Origin of the sequence: Arthrobacter sp. H5 (genome assembly GCF_000520595.1) — a bacterium.
GTDB lineage: Bacteria > Actinomycetota > Actinomycetes > Actinomycetales > Micrococcaceae > Arthrobacter_D.
The window spans coordinates 21,311-39,030 of record NZ_KI915008.1; the positions used below are offsets into that span (position 1 = coordinate 21,311).

Genomic DNA, 17,720 nt, shown 5'->3' on the forward strand with positions numbered 1-17,720 from the left:
CCAGCCACAGCCAACCGGCACGCAGCTGCTGGTGCGGATTGCGGCCGCCGGCGTGAACTTCATCGAGACTTACCAGCGCAGCGGCGCCTATAAAGTGACCTACCCTTTCACCCCCGGGGGTGAGGCTTCCGGTGAAGTGGTCGCAACAGGGCCGGCTGCGTCGGGATTTGCTCCCGGCGACCGCGTGGCATTCGCTGAGGGATCCGGAACCTACGCCGAATTTGCACTCGTTGACGCCGCAAAAGCCCTCCCGGTTCCGTCCGGCGTCGACCTCGAAACCGCTGCCGCGCTCCCCCTGCAGGGCATGACAGCCCACTATCTGATCAACTCGACGTTCCGGGTTGAGCCCGGCCACACGGTACTGACTCATGCGGGTGCGGGCGGCGTGGGGCTGTTGCTCATTCAGCTGCTCAAGGTCAAGGGTGCACGCGTGATCACCACCGTCTCCACGGACGAGAAAGAGATGCTGGCACGGGACGCGGGTGCCGACGTCGTACTGCGCTATGACGGGTTCGCGGACGCAACCCGCGAGCTTACTGACGGCACGGGTGCGGATGTGGTGTACGACGGCGTGGGGAAGGCAACGTTTGACGGCTCCCTTGAGGCGCTGCGCACCCGCGGAACGCTGGTGCTGTTTGGCGCGGCGTCGGGTGCGGTTCCCGCGTTCGACCTGCAGCGACTGAATGCCGGCGGATCCCTCCACATAACCCGGCCAAAGCTGGCCGACTATTTGTTGACCGCGCAGGAACGGCGCTGGCGCTCAGAGGAGCTCTTTTCGGCTGTGCTTGACGGTTCCCTGAAGGTACGGATTGGCGCGCGATATGCGCTGGCCGATGCCGCCGGTGCACACGGGGATCTTGAAGGGCGTAAGACCACCGGGAAGCTGCTGCTGATCCCCTGACCCGCTCGGTGATCGACCAGGCACCGGATCTCCACGCGGGCCTGGCGGCCCTTGGTCGATCACCGGTGGTCGACCAAACGCCCTCTCGGGGCGTGCGTGGAGACCCTGCCCCACTTACCGCTGGACGGCTCCGTGACGCTCCGCGGCCAGCTTGACCGCGTGGTCCCTCGCGGTGCTTGCCTCGTCGGCGGTCAAGGTGCGGTCGATTGCCCTGAACCGCAGCGCAAATGCCAGGGACTTCAGCCCGTCGTCGATACCCTGGCCGGAGTACACGTCGAACAGGTGCACATCCTCCAGAAGTTCGCCCGCGCCCTCGCGCAGTGTTGCCAGCACAGCGTCCGCCGGAAGTGATCCGTCGACCACCAGCGCAACGTCCTGCGTTGTCGCAGGGAAAGTGGACAGGTGCTTTGCCACGATCACATCGGCGGCCGCTTCGAAGAGCAGGTCGGCGTTGATCTCCAAGGCAACCGTGCGCGCCGGAAGATCGTGTGCCGCGAGCAGCTTGGGGTGCAGCTCTCCGGCGTAACCGAGGATTTCGCCCGAACGCAGTGAAACGCGGGCAGTTCGGCCCGGATGGTACGCCTGATGGTCCCCCTGCTCAACCAGCAGTTCAACGCCCACAACATCGGCCATCAGCCGCACTGCATCGAGTGCGTCGGCCCAGTCCCAGGCGCGTGGCTGATGGTTGGCGGCAGCAGGGGAATCGTTTCCGGTGAAGATTGCCGCTATGGTCAGTGGTTGTGCCGGCAGCCCGTCGTACAGTCCGTCCAGCACCTCTTCCGGCGGACGGACGCCCAGCGGAGGAATGGACGGAGTTCCAAGCGTGCCCTGCGGAAGGAACACGAGCCCGGCCTCGTACAGGGCCAGGTCGCGGAAGCCGCGGGAGTGGTTACGCTTGGCCACCTCGATCAACCCCGGCAGCACTGAGCGCCGCAGATAACTGAATTCAGCACTCAGCGGGTTTGCCAGCTTCACCGAAGCCTGTTCCCCCGCTTCGGCTCCACCGAAGGTGTTGTTGGACTCCGCAGATACAAACGGGTAGGACAATACCTCGGTCAACCCCGCATCGGCCAACGCCTGGAGCACCCTGCGGCGCTGCTGCTGCGACTTGGACAGCCCCCGCCCGGGAGGAGCAACCGGCAGCCGGGACGGGATCAGGTCATAGCCCACCAGCCGGGCTATTTCCTCGGAGAGATCCTCCTTGGTTTCCAGGTCGTGGCGCCAACTCGGGGCAGTGACTGTCCAGCCGCCGTCGTGCGCTTCCACTGCAGCACCCAGATCGGTGAAGGTGCCGGTGATCTGATCCGCCGTGAAGTCGATGCCGATCCGCTGGGCTGCGAAGCCTGCAGGGAGATCGATGACGACGGCGTCCGGTGCGGTTCCGACGTCGGTGCCCGTCTGATCGGCGGTACCGCCGGCGAGCTCCACGAGCAGGTCGACAACCCGCTGGGCAGCGACGTCCGCAACCTGCCAGTCCACACCTCGTTCGAACCGCTTGGACGCTTCAGAGGGGAGCCTGTGGCGGCGTCGTGAGCGGGCGATCGACACCTCGTCGAAGTGAGCGGCCTCAACGAGGACGTTCACCGTAGAATCGGACACTTCGGTGTCGGCGCCGCCCATCACGCCTGCAATGCCGATGCCCCCGGACCCGTCGGTGATGAGCAGATCTTCGGGATCGAGGGTGCGTACCTTGTCGTCGAGGGTCTTCAGCGTTTCGCCGGCGTGTGCGCGCCTCACCACGATGTCGCCGGACAGTTTGTCCTGGTCATAGCAGTGGGTGGGCTGCCCCAGCTCGAGCATCACATAATTCGAGATGTCGACCGGGAGCGAGATCGAGCGGATTCCGGCCAGGCGCAGCCGGGTTGACATCCACGGCGGCGTGGGACGGGCGGCGTCAACGCCGCGCACCGTACGCGCCACGAACCGGTCGCAGCCGGGTGTGCCGTAAACGGGTGCCTGATCCTCCAGCCGCACCGGATACCCGGCGCCGTTGGAAGGGGGAACGACGACGGCGCCCGCCGGGTCAGTGAACTTTGTTCCGGTCGCGTGGGCGTACTCGCGGGCAATGCCGCGGATCGAAAAACAGTAGCTGCGGTCCGGGGTTACGTTGATTTCAGCTGCCTGATCGTACAGCGCCAGCAGCTCCATCGCGTCGGAGCCGATCTCCGGATCAAGGCCCAGGGTGGACAGGACCAGAATGCCGTCATGATCTTCGCCGATGCCGAGTTCCCTGACCGAGGCGATCATGCCGGCGGAGACGTGGCCGTAGGTTTTGCGTGCAGCGATCCGGAAGTCGCCCGGCAGGATCGATCCGGGGAGGGTGACCACCACTTTGTCGCCCTCGGTGAAGTTGTGCGCGCCGCACACCACCCCCTGCACACCGGACGGATCGATGCCGTCACCGGATAGGGTCTGCGGCTGCCCCGCGGGGACCACCCGGACCTGGCACCAGTTGATGGTCTTGCCGTTGCTTTGCGGTTCCTTGACAACTGAGAGCACCTGCCCCACCACAACGGGACCGGACAGTGAGTCTGTGGGCCGGTGGACGGCTTCTTCCTCAAGGCCCACTTTGACCAGCTCTGCCATCACGTCTTCGGCGGTTGCATCTCGGGGAACCTGCGCATACTCGCGCAGCCAGGAAAGTGGAATACGCACGGTTAGATCTCCATCCCGAAGTGCTCGCTGAAACGTACATCGCCCTCGATCATGTCGCGCATATCGCCTACCTCGTTGCGGAACATGAGGGTGCGTTCAATGCCCATGCCAAACGCGAAACCGGAGTATTGCTCCGGGTCAATGCCTGCGGCGCGCAGCACGTTGGGGTGCACCATGCCGCAGCCGCCCCATTCGATCCACTGCGGGCCCCCTTTGGCGCCGGGGTGCCAGATGTCCAGCTCAGCGGACGGCTCGGTGAAGGGGAAGTAATTGGGGCGGAGCCTGATTCCGGCGTCGTCGCCGAACATCAGGCGCGCGAAGTGTTCCAGCGTTCCCCGCAGGTCCGCCATGCTGAGGTTCCGGTCTATGGCAAGACCCTCGAACTGATGGAACACCGGGGTATGCGTGGCGTCGAGTTCATCGGTACGGAACACCTTGCCCGGGCACAGGACGTAAAGCGGGAGGTCGCGCTCAAGCATCGCGCGCACCTGCACGGGCGATGTGTGCGTCCGCATGAGGAGGTGCGCTTCAGGCGGCTCCACGAAAAATGTATCCTGCATTTCGCGTGCGGGGTGGTCCGGTTTGAAGTTGAGCGCGTCAAAGTTGAACCACTCGGATTCCACCTCTGGGCCCTCGGCGATTTCCCAGCCCATCCCTACGAAGATGTCGCTGACCCGCTCCTGCAGGATGGACAGAGGATGGCGTGCACCAGCACGACGACGGCGCGGTGCCGCCGTCACATCGACCGCTTCCTCGACGAGGATGCGCGCGTCGCGCTCCGCCTCAAGTTCGGTGGTCCGGGCGGCGAGCGCCTGGTTGATCCGGCTGCGCGCCGGGCCGATGTTCTTTCCCGCTGCTGCTTTCTCGTCCTTCGCCAAGGCTCCGATTCCGCGGTTCGCAAGGCTCAGCGGTGATTTCTCGCCAGTGTGCGCAATCCGGGCACCTTTGAGTTCGCCGAGATCCGCGGCTGCAGCGATGTCCGCCAGCGCGTTGTCGACGGTGCGGCTGACCGCGTCGGAGTCAAGCGGATGGGGTACGACGGCGGCGGACGGATCCGCGGATCCGCCAGGCTGCGTGGGTTCAGACATCAGTGTGTACTTACCTTGATTTCGTTGAAGGGCCGTTGGTGTCGGCTTGGACAGTCTAAATGACTTCCCACCGGTCCCCCGAATGCACGGCGCCGGCTCCACCAGCGGCCTGCCGTCCTAGACTTACCCCATGACCGCCCGCGAGCGCTTGAGAAGGATCCTCAACTGGATCAACCTCTCAACCGTGTGCGGACTCGGAATCGCGCGCGCCAGGCGCTGTGAGGTCCGGCGCGGCAGCAACGGCCTGACCTTCGCTTTCAAGTACACGGGCCGGCTCCCCGTCGCGAGCGCCTTCACGGTAGGCAACGTGGTGCTGTTCAGGGCATCTCCGGAAAATATCCGTCCACAGTTGATTGCACACGAGGCGCGTCACAGCACCCAGTACGCGGCATGCCTGGGACTGCCGTTCCTACCGCTGTATTTCCTGGGCGCGGGATGGTCTATCCTGCGCACAGGAGATCCCGCATCGCGCAACATCTTTGAGCGGTGGGCAGGCCTGCGCGACGGCGGCTACACGGAGAAACCGCTGCGGCGGAACCGGCGCCGTGGAAAGGACGGATCATGAACGGAATCACCGTTACGGGAACGGGGTCCGTACAGGCGACGCCGGATCTGCTGCACCTCGACTTCGGTGTTGAAGTGCGCAGCGCATCGGCATCAGAGGCCTACCGCGAGGCGTCCGCGGCAGCACGGCGGGTGCTTCAAGCCGTCGATGATGCGGGTGTCCCTGCCGTACGGCGGAGCGTCAGAGGCATCGAGTTGCGCGCCGAAACCACGTGGTCGGAGCAGTCCGTCTCCGTGACAGGCTACGTGTCGGCCCACCGGTTGTCGGTAACAATCGATGACCTCAGAACGGCTTCTTCGCTGCTTGAATCAGTGATATCCGCTGGCGGCAACCATGCGCGGGTGGACTCTATGTCCCTCGGGTTCTCCGACCGGTCGGTGCATGAACTTCGCGCTCAGGATGGGGCCTGGCAGGACGCGCACGCCAGGGCCCTGCGCTGGGCGGAATTGTCCGGTTGCACCCTCGGACGGGTGCAGGAGATTTCCGAAGGATCTCATCCGGTTCCGCTTCGGGCCGCACGAATGGAAATTATGGCGGAGCAGGGAATGCCCATCGAAGTGGGCACTCAGGACATCACGCGCACCGTCACCGCGCGCTGGGCAATCGCGGGCGAATGACAGCAGGCACCAGTGAAAACCGGTATAAGCCCCACTCCCGGTGATCGACCAGGCGAGGAACGAGCGCGCGGAGATCCGGTGAGCTGGAAGCTCACCGATCTGCATGCAGTGATGTCATTGCATAAAACCGTAAGGGTTGAGGAGCGGCTGGTGGCTACGTTGATGATTCGAGACTTGGATGACGATGTGAAGGCACGTTTACGTGTGCAGGCCGCGGAGCACGGGCGCTCCATGGAGGCCGAGGCCAGGCTGCTTCTGGCTGCTGCATTGAGCGGACGGCGACCACCGCGAGGGCTCGGCTCCTACATTCGCGAGCAGTTCGCGGAGATTGGCGGAGCTGATCTGGAGACTCCACGTCCCAACGAACCGGCCCGCGCGGCGCACTTCAGCGCATGATCGTTTTGAACACGAATGTAGTGTCCGAACTTGCCAAGCTGCAACCGGAACAGACAGTGATCGAATGGGTCGACACGCACAACTCCTCTGAGTTGATGATCACTGCGCTCACAGCGGCTGAAATTCGGGCTGGCGTGGGTCTCCTGCCGGAGGGCAGGCGGAAACAGGAGATTGGAACCCGCATGGAGTCTCTTCTCACAGAGACGTTCGCTGGCTACGTGCTGGCATTTGATATCGGCCCTTCCGTTTACTGCGCGGACATCCTGGAGACGCAGACGCGCGGCGGCCGCCCGATCAGCGTCTTCGACGCGCAGCTAGCAGCGGTCTGCCGCCAGCACAATTCAGTTTTGGCTACAAGGAATATCGCAGATTTCACCGGTACTGGCCTACAGCTGGTCAATCCTTGGGATGCTGGGCTAGCGACCTAGTCCAATGATCGATGAAGGACAAAGATGCCGCCGTAGGCGGGCTGGTCCGGGCGCTGTTTGTCGCTGTCCGTGTATTCGCTCAGCACCTGGTAGATGCGCGTGGTCAGGTCTTCGACGTCGTCCGGGGACAGATGCACAACAAAGCGTGAGAGATTGGCGAGCGCGTCCGGCCCGGCTTCCCTGAGCTCTTCGCGAAACGCCTCGACCGGCGCAAGCGGACCACCCGGACCTGCCTTGTCCAGTGCTGTATCCAGGCTCCAGGACCGCCCGGTTGAGCGGTACGGCTTTTCGAGCGCACCGCTCTCACCGGTGCGGACTTCAGCGGGTTCAAGGAAGCCGGTGGAGAGCAATTGGCGCACGTGGTAAAGCACTGTCCCCGGGTCCTGATCCAGCCGGTCTGCAAGCTGCTTATTGGTCAGTTCATGGAGTCCGCAGAGACGGAGGATCCTCAAGCGCAACGGATGCGCCAGCGCCTTGATCTCCTGGGCACTCGCGGCTGGCTTTTTTACTTCCGTACTGCTCTGTTCCTCTGCCGTCATACAACCAATCCTACGCATCAATGTAGATTCTTCAACCACCTTGAATTTTCTCAATTGATATGGGAGGGTTCACACATGACTGCAGACGCGACGCAGGTAGCAGAACGGGTTCGCCGGCCGTTGGGAGCGTCGTACTGGAAGCTGTGGACCTCCTCGGGAGTATCCAACCTCGCCGATGGCGTCTTCAAGATCGCCCTACCGCTGCTGGCCATCCAGTTCACCCAGTCGCCAACCCTCATTGCCGGCCTGTCCTTCGCGGCGACCCTCCCCTGGCTCCTTTTCGCGCTGACTGCCGGCGCATTGGCCGACCGGCTGGACCGGCGAAAGCTGATGCTGGCGGCCAACCTCAGCCGTGCGGTGCTGCCCGCCCTGTTGGTTGCCGTGATCCTGCTCGATCTCGGCTCCATCTGGGCCTTGTATGTTGTTGCACTGATGGTGGGCGTGGCCGAAACGCTGTATGACACCTCCGCACAGTCGATCATGCCGCAGGTGGTGAACCGGGATCAGCTTTCGCGCGCCAACGGCCGGCTCTACGCCGTCGAGCTCACCACCAACCAATTCATTGGCCCACCGCTGGGCGGGCTGCTGGTGGCTATCGGCGTTGTCGCTGGTTTTGGAGTGCCGGCGGCGCTGTGGCTGGTGGCCGTCGGTGCCCTGATTCTGGTTCCAGGGCCTTTCCGGATTGAGCGGGAGCAGAAAACCACGCTGCGATTCGACATTGCTGAAGGTTTGCGGTTTCTCTGGAGCCAGAAGATTCTGCGCACTCTTGCAGTGATGACCGGCGTGTTCAACTTCGCCTCGAGTGCGGCGTTTGCCGTCTTCGTCCTGTTTGCGGTGGGGCCGGCGTCGGCAATGAAACTGTCCGAGGTGGGATTCGGAGTACTTTTGACGACCGCGGCAGCCGGCGCCCTCCTGGGCTCCTTCATCTCCGAATGGGCGGAGCGCACCCTGGGTCGGTCAAAGTCGCTGGCGCTCACAATGGTTGGGGGTGCCCTGTTCGTGGGTGCGCCGGCGCTGACCGACAACCCGTACATCCTCGGCACGGTCTTCTTCGTGGGTGGTGCGCTGATTGTGCTGTGGAACGTCATCACCGTTTCGCTGCGCCAGCGCATTGCACCCAACCGCCTGCTGGGCAGGGTTAACAGCGCTTACCGCCTGCTGGCCTGGGGCACCATGCCGCTCGGAGCCGCAGCCGGCGGTCTGCTGGCACAATGGCTGGGCCTGCAGATCATGTTCGGCATCATGGGCGTGCTGACACTGGCACTGCTCGGCTTGATGCCCATCCTGACGGACAAGGCCATTGACGCTGCCGACGTCGAATCCTGAGTTGACCTGACCGAGCCGTCAAGCAGGGGCGCAAGCTTCCCGCTTTAATGGACCCATGATTCGCACCGCCCACATCGACGACCTCATCTTCCTCCCGGCTATTGAGCGCGCGGCCGGCGCGGTGTTCCGCGATATCGGGATGGACGCCATCGCCGACGACGAACCGCTGCCGATTTCCGACCTGCTCGACTATCAGCGCGCTGGCAGGGCATGGGTGGCTACGGATGACCAGGACCGCGCCGTCGCCTACATCCTGGCCGACTTTGTGGATGGCAACGCCCACATCGAGCAGGTTTCAGTGCATCCGGACTATGGGCGGCGGGGCGTGGGGCGCGCGCTCATCGATACGGTGGCCACCTGAGCACAGCAGGACAGCCTGCGAGCACTGACCCTGACGACCTTTACCGGCGTGCCGTGGAACGCCCCTTATTACACACGGCTTGGATTCGCCGTCGTCGCACATTATGAGCTGCCGGCGGGGCTGCGCCGTATCCGCGAGCATGAGGCGGCCATCGGCCTGGATCAGTGGCCCCGGGTGGCCATGCTGCGCCGGCTAGACGCTTTGATTGCACATAGCCGCCGGAGCACGACCGGCCACGGCCGTCGTCGGCACGTTGCAGCTCAGCTTTCTGCCCGGCCTGTCACGCCGCGGATCGTTGCGCGCGCAGATCGAGGCGGTGCGCGTCTCATCCCGGTACCGGGGCGCGGGACTGGGAACTGCCATGACCACGTGGGCGATCGCGGAAGCCCGACGGCGGGAGTGTGCGGCCGTTCAGCTCAGCACGGATAAAATCGCGGACTGACGCCCACCGGTTCTATGCCAGGTTGGGTTTCGTGGCCTCCCACGAAGGGCTGAAGCTCACTCTCTGAAGGTTCACAGCTTCCCGCACTGGAAATGCCGCAGTTCAGGTAAGTGATCGCTACGGAACATCAGGCGCTGGGCGAGACGAGCCGGTAGCTGGGCATCAATCCCTGGCAGAGCCGATCAGCTGGCGGGTGCACCACGCAGGAGGCAACCCACCACCCGTTAAACACATTACTGCTTGTACAAACAGCAGTTTGTGGATAGGTTGAGTTCACTGGACGGACGTCAGGAGCACAAACGCATGAGTGCTGAACCCGCGGACGATGCGGATCTCGACACGGCGCTGCGCGCACTCGCAGACGGTAACCGCCGGGCGATCCTGAAAGTGCTACAGGACGGACCGCGTCCGGTGAGTGTTGTGGCCAAAGGCGTCGGGCTATCCCAGCAGACCACGTCGCACCACCTCGGGGTACTGCGGAAAGCTCACCTGGCGGCTGGCACCCGCGAAGGCACACGCCACCTCTTCGCAATCAACACCGACGGGATCACGGCCGTGCACCGGTATCTCGACGACTTCTGGCCGGGCAAGCTCGCCTCGTTGAAGGCTGCTGTCGAAAATGATGGCGACCGAAATGCCTGACTACACTACGTCCATCGAGGTCAACGCCCTGCCAGAGACGGTCTTCGACTACTTGGTCACCGAGGACGGCATGACGGCGTGGATGGGTCAGCGGGCGGCGCTGGACCCCCGGCCGGACGGGCAGTTCGCCGTCGACATAGCCGGACACGCCATTCGAGGGCACTTCGTGGAGATCGATCGGCCCCGCCGCGTAGTTCTTACGTGGGGAATGGTTGGAAGTGACGTTCTTCCACCAGGAGCATCGACCGTGGAGTTCACCCTCACCCCGGTGGCTGAAGGTACCCGCGTCGATCTTGTTCATTCCGGTCTTCCGCAGACCGAGCAGATAGGCCACGCGGACGGCTGGAGCCACTTCATCCTCCGTTTGGGAACTGCCGTCGTCGCCGGACACGCCGGACCTGATGATTGGCGGCCCCTCCCCGACCGTCGCGGCGACATGACCGGATGAAACTGCCACGTACCCAGATGAAAAACCTATGGTGAGGAAAGGGAACACAATGACCCAGCACACAACCACCCAAGCAGTCCGCGACTTCCACCACGCGTGGACACGCGGGGACATCGAGACCGCCATGACGCTGGTATCCGACGACATCGTCTGCAGGACACCCGGCGCCGATCTTGTCGGCAAAGACGCCTACGCTCACTACCTCGCGGGCTTCGCTCCCTCCCTGACCGGGGTGCCGGAGATCGCGATCTTCGAGGACGGCGAACGCATCGCGCTCTTTTATTACCCGCAAACTACGACGACGACCACCGCACCCGCCGCTGAATGCTTCACGGTACGTGACGGTCTGATCATCGAGAACGTGCTGATCTTCGACCGGCTCTCCTATGCCCCATCCGGCACCGAGTGAGTGCAACGATGGATCCCTCGCAAAGACAATTGGTCGAACGTGTCCGCACGGCCCTGGCAGTCGAGCCGACAACCCGCGAGGTGGCGATGTTCGGTGGCCGGTCATTCATGGTGAACGAAAAGATCGTTGTCAGTGCGCTCAAGGGCGGAGACCTCCTGGTCCGCGTCGCTGCCGCACGAGACCCTGCGCTGTTGAAAGAACCTGGAGCAACCCGCGCTGAGATGGGAGCGGGACGCACTATGGGTCCGGGGTGGATCAACATCGCAGCCAACTCGATCGTCGAGCAGCAGCGGTTCGCCTTCTGGGTCAGGTCCGCACTCGATGACAATCCCGGCGTTGCCAGGCATGAGGAATGTGTCGATCGTCAGGACCGAGATGCGGCGTCGCCTCGGGATCACACGGATTATTCACCCTGACCGGACCCGCCTGCGCAAAGCAGATGGCGATCAGGCGCTGACCTACGTGATACTGCCACTAAATCAGCGAGTCAATGCTCAGCACCCGCCGGAAGGCGAAGGTCCGACGTCGTTGCCTGACTGGTAAGCGCGATGATCCTGAGCGCCGAGGCCATGTCAGCCACCTCCATGCCCGGCGCGTTGTGTACGCTTGCCTGTTCGGTGGAGAACGGAACGTGGATGAAGCCGCCGCGGGCGCCGTCGTTCTGGGTAGCCAGCAGATCCATTAGCCCGTAGAAGACGTGGTTGCAAACGTAGGTTCCGGCAGTCTGGGACACCATTGCAGGAATCCCTGCGCCACCAATGTCCCCGAGGCACTGTTTGATGGGCAGTGTGCTGAAGTAGGCTGCTGGGCCACCGGCACTAACCGATGAATCTATGGGCTGATTACCCTTGTTATCGGGAATGCGAGCGTCATCGATATTGATCGCGATGCGCTCCAGGGACACCCCGTCACGGCCCCCGGCTTGTCCCACGCACAGCACCAGTTCCGGCCCATGGTCGGCAATCGCCCGGCGCAGGGTTTCAATGCTTTCGTGAAAGACACAGGGAAGTTCGACGGCGGTGGCCGGCACCCCTTCGGCGTTCAGTTTGTCTGCAGTCTGGCGAACGGCAAGCCAGGAAGGGTTGACCGTTTCACCGCCGAACGGTTCGAATCCGGTCAGGAGAATCATGTCTCCAGCCTAGTGGAGTTGCGTAGATTAACCACTGCACAGCTCCCTCCTGAATACTTACTCCCAGCAATTTAGTCGAATACATGTTCTACTAGAAGTATGCAATGGAACGGTCAACTGCTTGAAGAAGAGTCGTCGTCCGCGATCCCCGGGCTCGCCAGGCTCAGCACTCTGGCGCGCAGCGTTCAGACACCGGAGTTTGTCGGCATCACCTTTCACAAGGTGCTCGCGAAGTCCGCGCTCAACCGGGTATCTGGCCAATCGGCGATGCCGTTCGGCTGGACGATCAACCCGCACAGTGGCTGTTCTCATGCTTGCGCGATTGCCTGCACCCCGACACCTTGATTCTGATGGCCGATGGCCGCCAGCAACCGCTGCGTACTGTGCGTGTGGGTGACGAGATCATGGGCACGGAGATCCACGCCATGGTCGAAGATCTCGGCCTCGAAGAAGACATGATTGACATCACAACCGGAACGGGCGACTTTATCGCCAACGGCGTGATTAGTCACAATTGCTTCGCCCGACCGACTCACAACTATCTCGACTTCAACGCGGGCGAGGACTTCGATAGCCAGATTGTCGTCAAAGTGAACGTGGCCGACGTTCTTCGACGAGAGCTGGCGCGACCTTCGTGGAGCCGGCATCCGGTAGCGCTTGGCACTAACACTGACCCTTACCAACGCGCGGAGAGCCGCTACAAGCTCATGCCGGACATTATCGCGGCGCTGGCGGACACCGGAACACCATTCTCCATCTTGACCAACGGCACGCTGCTCGCGAGGGACATCCCGGTGCTCAAGGAAGCGTCCAGGTGGGGATGGGCATTCACTGGCCATCCTGGATCCGGAGCTTGCCCACCGCGTGGAGCCTGGCATTCCGGCTCCCAAAGCTCGCCTTGAACTCATCAGCCGGTTGCGGGAAGCGGGTCTGCCGTGCGGCGTGATGGCCATGCCCATCCTGTCCTGGCTCACCGACAGCGATGAAGCCCTGGACGCGCTGTTCGGCGCACTGGCCAAAGCCGGGGCAACGGGTGTTTCAGCAGGCGCACTGCACCTGCGGCCGGGAGCCCGCGAATGGTTCATGGAATGGTTGGCGGCACATCACCCTGCACTGGTGGGCCGCTACCGCCGCCTGTACCGGAATGGCCCCTATGCATCCAAGGACTACAGCACCTGGCTATCCGGCTGCATCCGCTACCACCGGAACAACCACGGCGTCAGCTCCGGCGCAAGGTTCTTCCGCGAGATGAAACCGAACGGTGGTGCGGCTCCGGGCAACGGCGCAGTGGCGGCGGAACCCGCGTTGTTCTAGCGTCGGACAGTGAGGGCCTGAAGCAGTGCGTCCAGGATTGGCCGGTCCGCAGGGATCCAGCCGAGTTCACCCAGCTGGGTGGCATCCTCCAGCGGCATCCACCGCAACAGATCATGGTCTTGGAGCGCCGCCGGAGTCCCCTGGCTGACTTCGGCAACCCAGACCCGCATGACCGCATGTTCATTGAGTGGCCAACCGTTCTCCGTCGGCGCCTCGATCTCGCTGCCCAGGCGCACGTCAACGCCCAGTTCCTCACGAAGCTCCCGGTGCAGGGCCTGAAGATCGGACTCGCCCGGATCCACCTTGCCGCCCGGGAACTCCCACATTCCCGCGAACTGTTCGGGTGCAGTCCGGCGGGCAGCCAGCAAGAGCGTTGGTTGCGCGAGGGAATCCACAATCGCTGCGCCGACAATCTGTCTGGGGTTGGGGTTCACTGCCACGTGAGCAAGTCTAAACGTCCAGCCTCGTTCGAGGATCACTGCGGTGTTGGGATGGCCCGTACCTGATTATTCCGCTTCTCATGGGTCAATTCCGCGAGGCCCAGCTCTTCGAGGAGGGGAGGCAGGTACATGCCGAACCGGCCCCTGTATCCCTTCCGGAGCCCGTACCACCCGGACACCGGGTTTTCCGGCGCCCGGCCCCAGGCCTCGACCGTGCCGGCCGCCGCATCCTTGCTTTCGTCGGCCGCGCCGAGCGGAACCCAATCACCTTGTGCCTGAAGCCACTCATAAAGATCATCGATTGCCTGGATGTGGTATCTCAATGTGGTCGATCCGACCTGGCAAACAAGGGCCGGCGGGTTTGCCGCGTCGTCCTGGTACATGGTGTATTGAGCTGATCCGGGAGCTGTGGTCCGAATCCACGGATCGTCCTTGGTGCCGCCAGCCATGATTTTTCTCACTTTCACGATTTGCCTGCTGCTCACTTTAGTCTGCAGCCGGCTACCGGGGAAGGCGGACAGACGCGGACCCGACCTGTCCCAGACGCTGGATGGCGCCATGAGGGCAGCCGGCTCCGAGTACCTGTGCGGCACTACAGTTGAAATAGACAACGGCGTCCACGCGTTGCCAACTACATAACTCCGACGCCGAATCGAGCGCTCTTGACCAGCACCAGACCCCAACTCATCACCAGACAGTTGAGGTACGCCATCATCGCCCTGGCAATGGGCGGCTTCGGCATCGGCACCACCGAGTTCGCCATTATGGGTCTGCTCCAGGACATGGTGACCGAGCTGAACATCGACGTGCCCGCCGGCGGGCACGTCATTTCCGCCTACGCTATTGGCGTGGTGATCGGCGCACCGCTGCTCGCAGCGCTCAGCGCCAGGCTGCCCCATAAGCAGGTGGCGGTGGGCTTGATGGTCCTCTTCACCCTTGGCAACCTTTCCTCCTACATCGCCACCGAGTATGGGTTCCTCCTGCTCTCCCGCTTCATCTCCGGGTTGCCGCACGGCGCGTTCTTTGGGGTGGCCGCAGTCATCGCGGCATCGTTGTCTGCTCCCACCCGCCGAGCCCAAGCGGTGTCGATGGTGATGATGGGACTCAGTATCGCCAATGTGGTTGGTGTGCCGTTTGCCACCTGGCTGGGGCAGGAATTTGGCTGGCGGACAATGTTCCTGCTGGTCGGCGCTATCGGAATTGTGACGGTGCTGATGATCCTGCGCTATGTTCCCCATCAGCAGGTCCGTCAGGACGCGAGCATTCGCCGCGAGCTTGGTGCGCTGAAACGCCCTCAGGTGTGGATGACACTGCTCATTGGCACAGTCGGCTTTGGTGGCTTCTTCGCTGTGTACACCTATATTTCGCCGACCATGACTGAAGTCGCCGGCCTGTCCGAATCCCTGTTGCCGGTGGTTGTTGCCCTCTACGGTCTCGGCATGGTTGCCGGGAATATCGTGGGGGGCCGGCTCGCCGATATTTCGGTCATGGGAACCATCTACTGGGTGATGGGCGCCGTGGCACTGAGCCTGCTGGTTTTTACGGTCGCGGTGCAATGGGCCCCCACCGCACTTCTCTTCGTGTTCCTGGTGGGCTCGATCGGGTCCATGCTGATCCCGTCCCTGCAGATCCGGCTGATGGACGTCTCTCCGGATGCTCCATCGCTTGCCTCCTCCATGAATCATGCGGCCCTGAACACGGCAAACGCTTTGGGGGCATTCCTTGGCGGAGCTGTGATTGCCTTTGGCTGGGGCTACACTGCTCCAGCCTTGGTCGGCTCCGTACTGGCAGTCTTTGGTCTTGGCGTTGCCCTGCTGAGCGGCCGGATGGACCGGGTCAAGCCGTCATCACCTTCGGAGACGGTAGCGGCCTGACATCACTTACGTGCGCTGAGCCCTTGCGGACGCATAGAGGCACACCGTTGCGGCGGTGCCTACGTTAAGGCTCTCGGCCTGACCGTAAATCGGCACGGCCACCCGGTGGTCCGCCGATTCGACCACGTCGGGGGCCAGGCCCTGAGCCTCGTTGCCGAAGAGCCAGGCTGTGGGCGCCTCAAGCAGCGCGGCATTGTCCCCGGTTGAATCGGACGATGACGTAACCAGCCGCCGTCGTGCGCTTTGGTCCTGCAGGGAGTCAAGGTCGACGTCGCCGTAGCCATCTGCAGCAAGGACTGCGATCTGCGCGGCGCGCAGCCGCGGCATCAGCTCATCCAAGGCGACCCCGTGCACCACCGGGAGATGGAAGAGGGAGCCCGCAGTGGAACGCACTGCCTTGGGATTGTAGATGTCCACACTGGAGGCAGTGAAGATGACGGCATCCGCGCCCGCGGCGTCGGCTGCCCTGAGGATTGTTCCCGCGTTGCCCGGATCCCGGACTTCGACCATCACGGCGATCAGCCGGGGGCGGGATTCCAGCACGTGGTCAAGTGACACATCGATGTTGGCGCAGACTGCGATGACGCCCTGCGGGGTCACCGTGGACGACATGGCGGCCAGAACCTCGTGGGTGACGAGCCGGGGTTGGATCCCTTCCGCAAGCTCCGGGTAGCGCTCAACGCACTCCCCCGTTGCAAAAAGTTCCTCGATCACCCCCGGGCCGCCGCCGCGCACCCTGGCCAGATGCAGCCGGAGGGCCTCCCGGGCAGCCTGGGGCCCTTCGGCCAGAAAGCGGTTCTGCCTTAAACGCACAGGACGCCCCGCGAGCTTCGCAACGTCCCTCACCCGATCAGCTCGGGGATTGGTCATTGCTGGTGTCTGGGGGCGTCCGGTGGCGCTCATATATTCAGCCAGCTGCCGGCAGTGCCGGACAAGCGACTAAGCCTTGGCTTCGGCCTTGGGCTTGGCTGCCTTTTTTGGTGCCTTCACGGTCTTCTCCTCGGCCACAACCGGCGCCGAAGTGTCCGCGGGAAGTGAGTCCTTGGCGATCTGCACAAGCGCAGAGAAGGCGTTGGCGTCGGTGACAGCCAGTTCGGCCAGCATGCGGCGGTCAACCTCGATCTCAGCGGCCTTCAGACCCTGGATCAAGCGATTGTAGGTGAGACCGTTGGCGCGGGATGCAGCGTTGATGCGCTGGATCCACAGGCGGCGGAAATCACCCTTGCGCTTGCGGCGGTCGCCGTAGCTGTAGACAAACGAGTGGAGCAGCTGCTCCTTAGCCTTGCGGTACAGGCGCGAACGCTGTCCACGGTAGCCTTTTGCGCGTTCCAGAATTACCCGACGCTTCTTGTGGGCGTTGACCGCCCGCTTCACACGTGCCACGTGCGTACTCCTTTTGTAGATCTCCCGGTGTATCGGCGTTCAGCCGCGGTTCCGCCGCAGCGGATCTCCGTCACCGGGTGGGTTGATGAGTGGATTAGACGCCGAGCATCTTTTTGATGGCCCTGGTGTCGGCCTTGGAAACGATCTTGTCGCCCGCCAGACGGCGCGTCAGCGTGGAGGACTTGTGCTCCAGGTAGTGACGACGGTTGGCCTGCTGACGCTTGAGCTTGCCGCTGCCGGTCAGCTTGAAGCGCTTCTTGGCTCCACTGTGGGTCTTCATCTTCGGCATGGGAACCGATCTCCTTTGGTTTCCGCTGACGTTTTGCCAGCGGTATATTGCGGTATCCGCAGCAGGCTGCGGGGATTACGTGGGTGCTGGAACTGCCCTGTTGGAGCAGTGCTCCTAGTCGGAGCTTTCCGGCTTTGACCGGGTTGGCGCGCTCTTGGAAGGAGCGGCTTTGCCGGCTGGTTTTGTTGTTCCGGCTGGCTTTGGTGTACCCGTGGGTTTCGGGGTGCCCGACGGCTTGGGCACACCCGATGGCTTGGGTACGGCCGCCGGCTTTGGTGCAACGGCAGCCTTCGGTGCCGCTTCGGTGGCCGCGGGCTTGCTTGCAACGGCAGGTTTCGCCGCCGCTGCGGGTTTACTCGCTGCGGCAGGCTTGGTTGCCGCTGGCTTGCTCCCGGCTGCCTTGTCTTCGCCCCCCGCAGGTTTGGCTTCGGCGGGTGCAACCGTAGATGCGGGCTGTGCCGCCGGCTCCTCAAC

General features: G+C 63.3%; 21 protein-coding genes and 4 pseudogenes. 15 read left to right on the forward strand and 10 right to left on the reverse strand.

The annotated features are described in order from the left end of the window. Positions 1-901, forward strand: a 901-nt coding sequence (locus Y708_RS25545) for a quinone oxidoreductase family protein (RefSeq protein ID WP_081746875.1), incomplete at its 5' end; no start/stop codon positions are given. Positions 902-1,015: 114 nt separating this feature from the next. Here Y708_RS25545 and pheT read toward each other — a convergent pair. After that, the gene (gene pheT, locus Y708_RS0115400) at positions 1,016-3,556 is read right to left on the reverse strand and encodes a phenylalanine--tRNA ligase subunit beta (protein WP_028280611.1); all 2,541 of its coding nucleotides are present in this window, start codon (positions 3,554-3,556) and stop codon (positions 1,016-1,018) included. Positions 3,557-3,558: 2 nt separating this feature from the next. Continuing rightward, complete coding sequence (gene pheS, locus Y708_RS0115405; protein WP_028280612.1) at positions 3,559-4,644, reverse strand: phenylalanine--tRNA ligase subunit alpha; 1,086 nt, start codon at positions 4,642-4,644, stop codon at positions 3,559-3,561. 130 nt (positions 4,645-4,774) lie between these two features. Here pheS and Y708_RS0115410 point away from each other — a divergent pair, with 130 nt between their 5' ends. The 4 genes from Y708_RS0115410 to Y708_RS0115425 all read left to right on the forward strand — a co-directional run bounded on the left by Y708_RS0115410 (position 4,775) and on the right by Y708_RS0115425 (position 6,650). Beyond that, the gene (locus Y708_RS0115410) at positions 4,775-5,209 is read left to right on the forward strand and encodes a hypothetical protein (RefSeq protein ID WP_028280613.1); all 435 of its coding nucleotides are present in this window, start codon (positions 4,775-4,777) and stop codon (positions 5,207-5,209) included. Next, positions 5,206-5,826: an SIMPL domain-containing protein gene (locus tag Y708_RS25550; RefSeq protein WP_051479051.1), complete on the forward strand. Its 621-nt coding sequence runs from the start codon at positions 5,206-5,208 to the stop codon at positions 5,824-5,826. The genes Y708_RS0115410 and Y708_RS25550 overlap by 4 nt, the downstream gene beginning before the upstream one ends. A 78-nt stretch (positions 5,827-5,904) precedes the next feature. Next, positions 5,905-6,222, forward strand: coding sequence for a FitA-like ribbon-helix-helix domain-containing protein (locus Y708_RS0115420; RefSeq protein WP_216699812.1), 318 nt, complete (start codon positions 5,905-5,907; stop codon positions 6,220-6,222). Beyond that, positions 6,219-6,650 carry a type II toxin-antitoxin system VapC family toxin gene (locus tag Y708_RS0115425; protein ID WP_028280615.1) on the forward strand — a complete coding sequence of 144 codons (432 nt, stop codon included), beginning with the start codon at positions 6,219-6,221 and terminating at the stop codon, positions 6,648-6,650. Before Y708_RS0115420 ends, Y708_RS0115425 begins: the two co-directional genes overlap by 4 nt. Here Y708_RS0115425 and Y708_RS0115430 read toward each other — a convergent pair. Then, complete coding sequence (locus tag Y708_RS0115430) at positions 6,647-7,189, reverse strand: ArsR/SmtB family transcription factor (RefSeq protein WP_028280616.1); 543 nt, start codon at positions 7,187-7,189, stop codon at positions 6,647-6,649. The two genes, Y708_RS0115425 and Y708_RS0115430, sit on opposite strands and share 4 nt — an antisense overlap. A 75-nt stretch (positions 7,190-7,264) precedes the next feature. On the opposite strand from Y708_RS0115430, the gene Y708_RS0115435 reads away from it, so the two are divergent. The 7 genes and pseudogenes from Y708_RS0115435 to Y708_RS25565 all read left to right on the forward strand — a co-directional run bounded on the left by Y708_RS0115435 (position 7,265) and on the right by Y708_RS25565 (position 11,233). Continuing rightward, positions 7,265-8,515 (forward strand): MFS transporter, encoded by a 1,251-nt coding sequence (locus tag Y708_RS0115435; RefSeq protein WP_051479052.1) that lies wholly within the window; start codon positions 7,265-7,267, stop codon positions 8,513-8,515. Between the two features lie 55 nt (positions 8,516-8,570). Next, positions 8,571-8,876 carry a GNAT family N-acetyltransferase gene (locus Y708_RS31135; protein WP_253905843.1) on the forward strand — a complete coding sequence of 102 codons (306 nt, stop codon included), beginning with the start codon at positions 8,571-8,573 and terminating at the stop codon, positions 8,874-8,876. A 241-nt stretch (positions 8,877-9,117) separates the two neighbouring features. Then, positions 9,118-9,385 (forward strand): annotated as a pseudogene (locus tag Y708_RS25560) (GNAT family N-acetyltransferase); the annotation flags it as partial. Between the two features lie 236 nt (positions 9,386-9,621). Next, positions 9,622-9,960, forward strand: a complete 339-nt coding sequence (locus Y708_RS0115450) for an ArsR/SmtB family transcription factor (protein WP_028280618.1) — start codon at positions 9,622-9,624, stop codon at positions 9,958-9,960. Next, complete coding sequence (locus tag Y708_RS0115455) at positions 9,953-10,408, forward strand: SRPBCC family protein (protein WP_028280619.1); 456 nt, start codon at positions 9,953-9,955, stop codon at positions 10,406-10,408. Before Y708_RS0115450 ends, Y708_RS0115455 begins: the two co-directional genes overlap by 8 nt. Before the next feature lie 49 nt (positions 10,409-10,457). Next, complete coding sequence (locus tag Y708_RS0115460) at positions 10,458-10,817, forward strand: nuclear transport factor 2 family protein (RefSeq protein WP_035776582.1); 360 nt, start codon at positions 10,458-10,460, stop codon at positions 10,815-10,817. An 8-nt stretch (positions 10,818-10,825) separates the two neighbouring features. Then, complete coding sequence (locus Y708_RS25565; protein WP_081746876.1) at positions 10,826-11,233, forward strand: TfoX/Sxy family protein; 408 nt, start codon at positions 10,826-10,828, stop codon at positions 11,231-11,233. Between the two features lie 71 nt (positions 11,234-11,304). Here the strand turns inward: Y708_RS25565 and pcp are convergent, their stop codons facing one another. Next, on the reverse strand, positions 11,305-11,946 hold the full coding sequence (gene pcp, locus Y708_RS0115470; protein WP_028280621.1) for a pyroglutamyl-peptidase I: 642 nt from the start codon (positions 11,944-11,946) through the stop codon (positions 11,305-11,307). A gap of 99 nt (positions 11,947-12,045) precedes the next feature. On the opposite strand from pcp, the pseudogene Y708_RS30485 reads away from it, so the two are divergent. Both Y708_RS30485 and Y708_RS28545 read left to right on the forward strand, forming a co-directional pair. Next, positions 12,046-12,264 (forward strand): annotated as a pseudogene (locus Y708_RS30485) (radical SAM protein); the annotation flags it as partial. Between the two features lie 197 nt (positions 12,265-12,461). Beyond that, a pseudogene (locus tag Y708_RS28545) lies at positions 12,462-13,260 on the forward strand (radical SAM protein); the annotation flags it as partial. Here Y708_RS28545 and Y708_RS0115480 read toward each other — a convergent pair. Both Y708_RS0115480 and Y708_RS0115485 read right to left on the reverse strand, forming a co-directional pair. Next, positions 13,257-13,694: a (deoxy)nucleoside triphosphate pyrophosphohydrolase gene (locus Y708_RS0115480; protein ID WP_035776593.1), complete on the reverse strand. Its 438-nt coding sequence runs from the start codon at positions 13,692-13,694 to the stop codon at positions 13,257-13,259. The pseudogene Y708_RS28545 and the gene Y708_RS0115480 overlap by 4 nt on opposite strands. Positions 13,695-13,735: 41 nt before the next feature. Next, a complete protein-coding gene (locus Y708_RS0115485; protein ID WP_028280623.1) occupies positions 13,736-14,149 on the reverse strand; it encodes a DUF6855 family protein in 414 nt (137 codons plus the stop codon). Positions 14,150-14,362: 213 nt separating this feature from the next. Here Y708_RS0115485 and Y708_RS0115495 point away from each other — a divergent pair, with 213 nt between their 5' ends. Next, on the forward strand, positions 14,363-15,574 hold the full coding sequence (locus Y708_RS0115495; RefSeq protein ID WP_028280625.1) for an MFS transporter: 1,212 nt from the start codon (positions 14,363-14,365) through the stop codon (positions 15,572-15,574). A gap of 6 nt (positions 15,575-15,580) precedes the next feature. Here the strand turns inward: Y708_RS0115495 and Y708_RS0115500 are convergent, their stop codons facing one another. From Y708_RS0115500 to Y708_RS30490, 4 genes and pseudogenes are all read right to left on the reverse strand, one after another. Then, a complete protein-coding gene (locus tag Y708_RS0115500) occupies positions 15,581-16,477 on the reverse strand; it encodes a TrmH family RNA methyltransferase (RefSeq protein ID WP_028280626.1) in 897 nt (298 codons plus the stop codon). A gap of 36 nt (positions 16,478-16,513) precedes the next feature. Continuing rightward, a complete protein-coding gene (rplT, locus tag Y708_RS25575) occupies positions 16,514-16,957 on the reverse strand; it encodes a 50S ribosomal protein L20 (RefSeq protein WP_035776585.1) in 444 nt (147 codons plus the stop codon). A 94-nt stretch (positions 16,958-17,051) separates the two neighbouring features. Then, on the reverse strand, positions 17,052-17,246 hold the full coding sequence (gene rpmI, locus Y708_RS0115510) for a 50S ribosomal protein L35 (protein ID WP_028280627.1): 195 nt from the start codon (positions 17,244-17,246) through the stop codon (positions 17,052-17,054). Positions 17,247-17,360: 114 nt separating this feature from the next. After that, a pseudogene (locus Y708_RS30490) lies at positions 17,361-17,720 on the reverse strand (translation initiation factor IF-2); the annotation flags it as partial.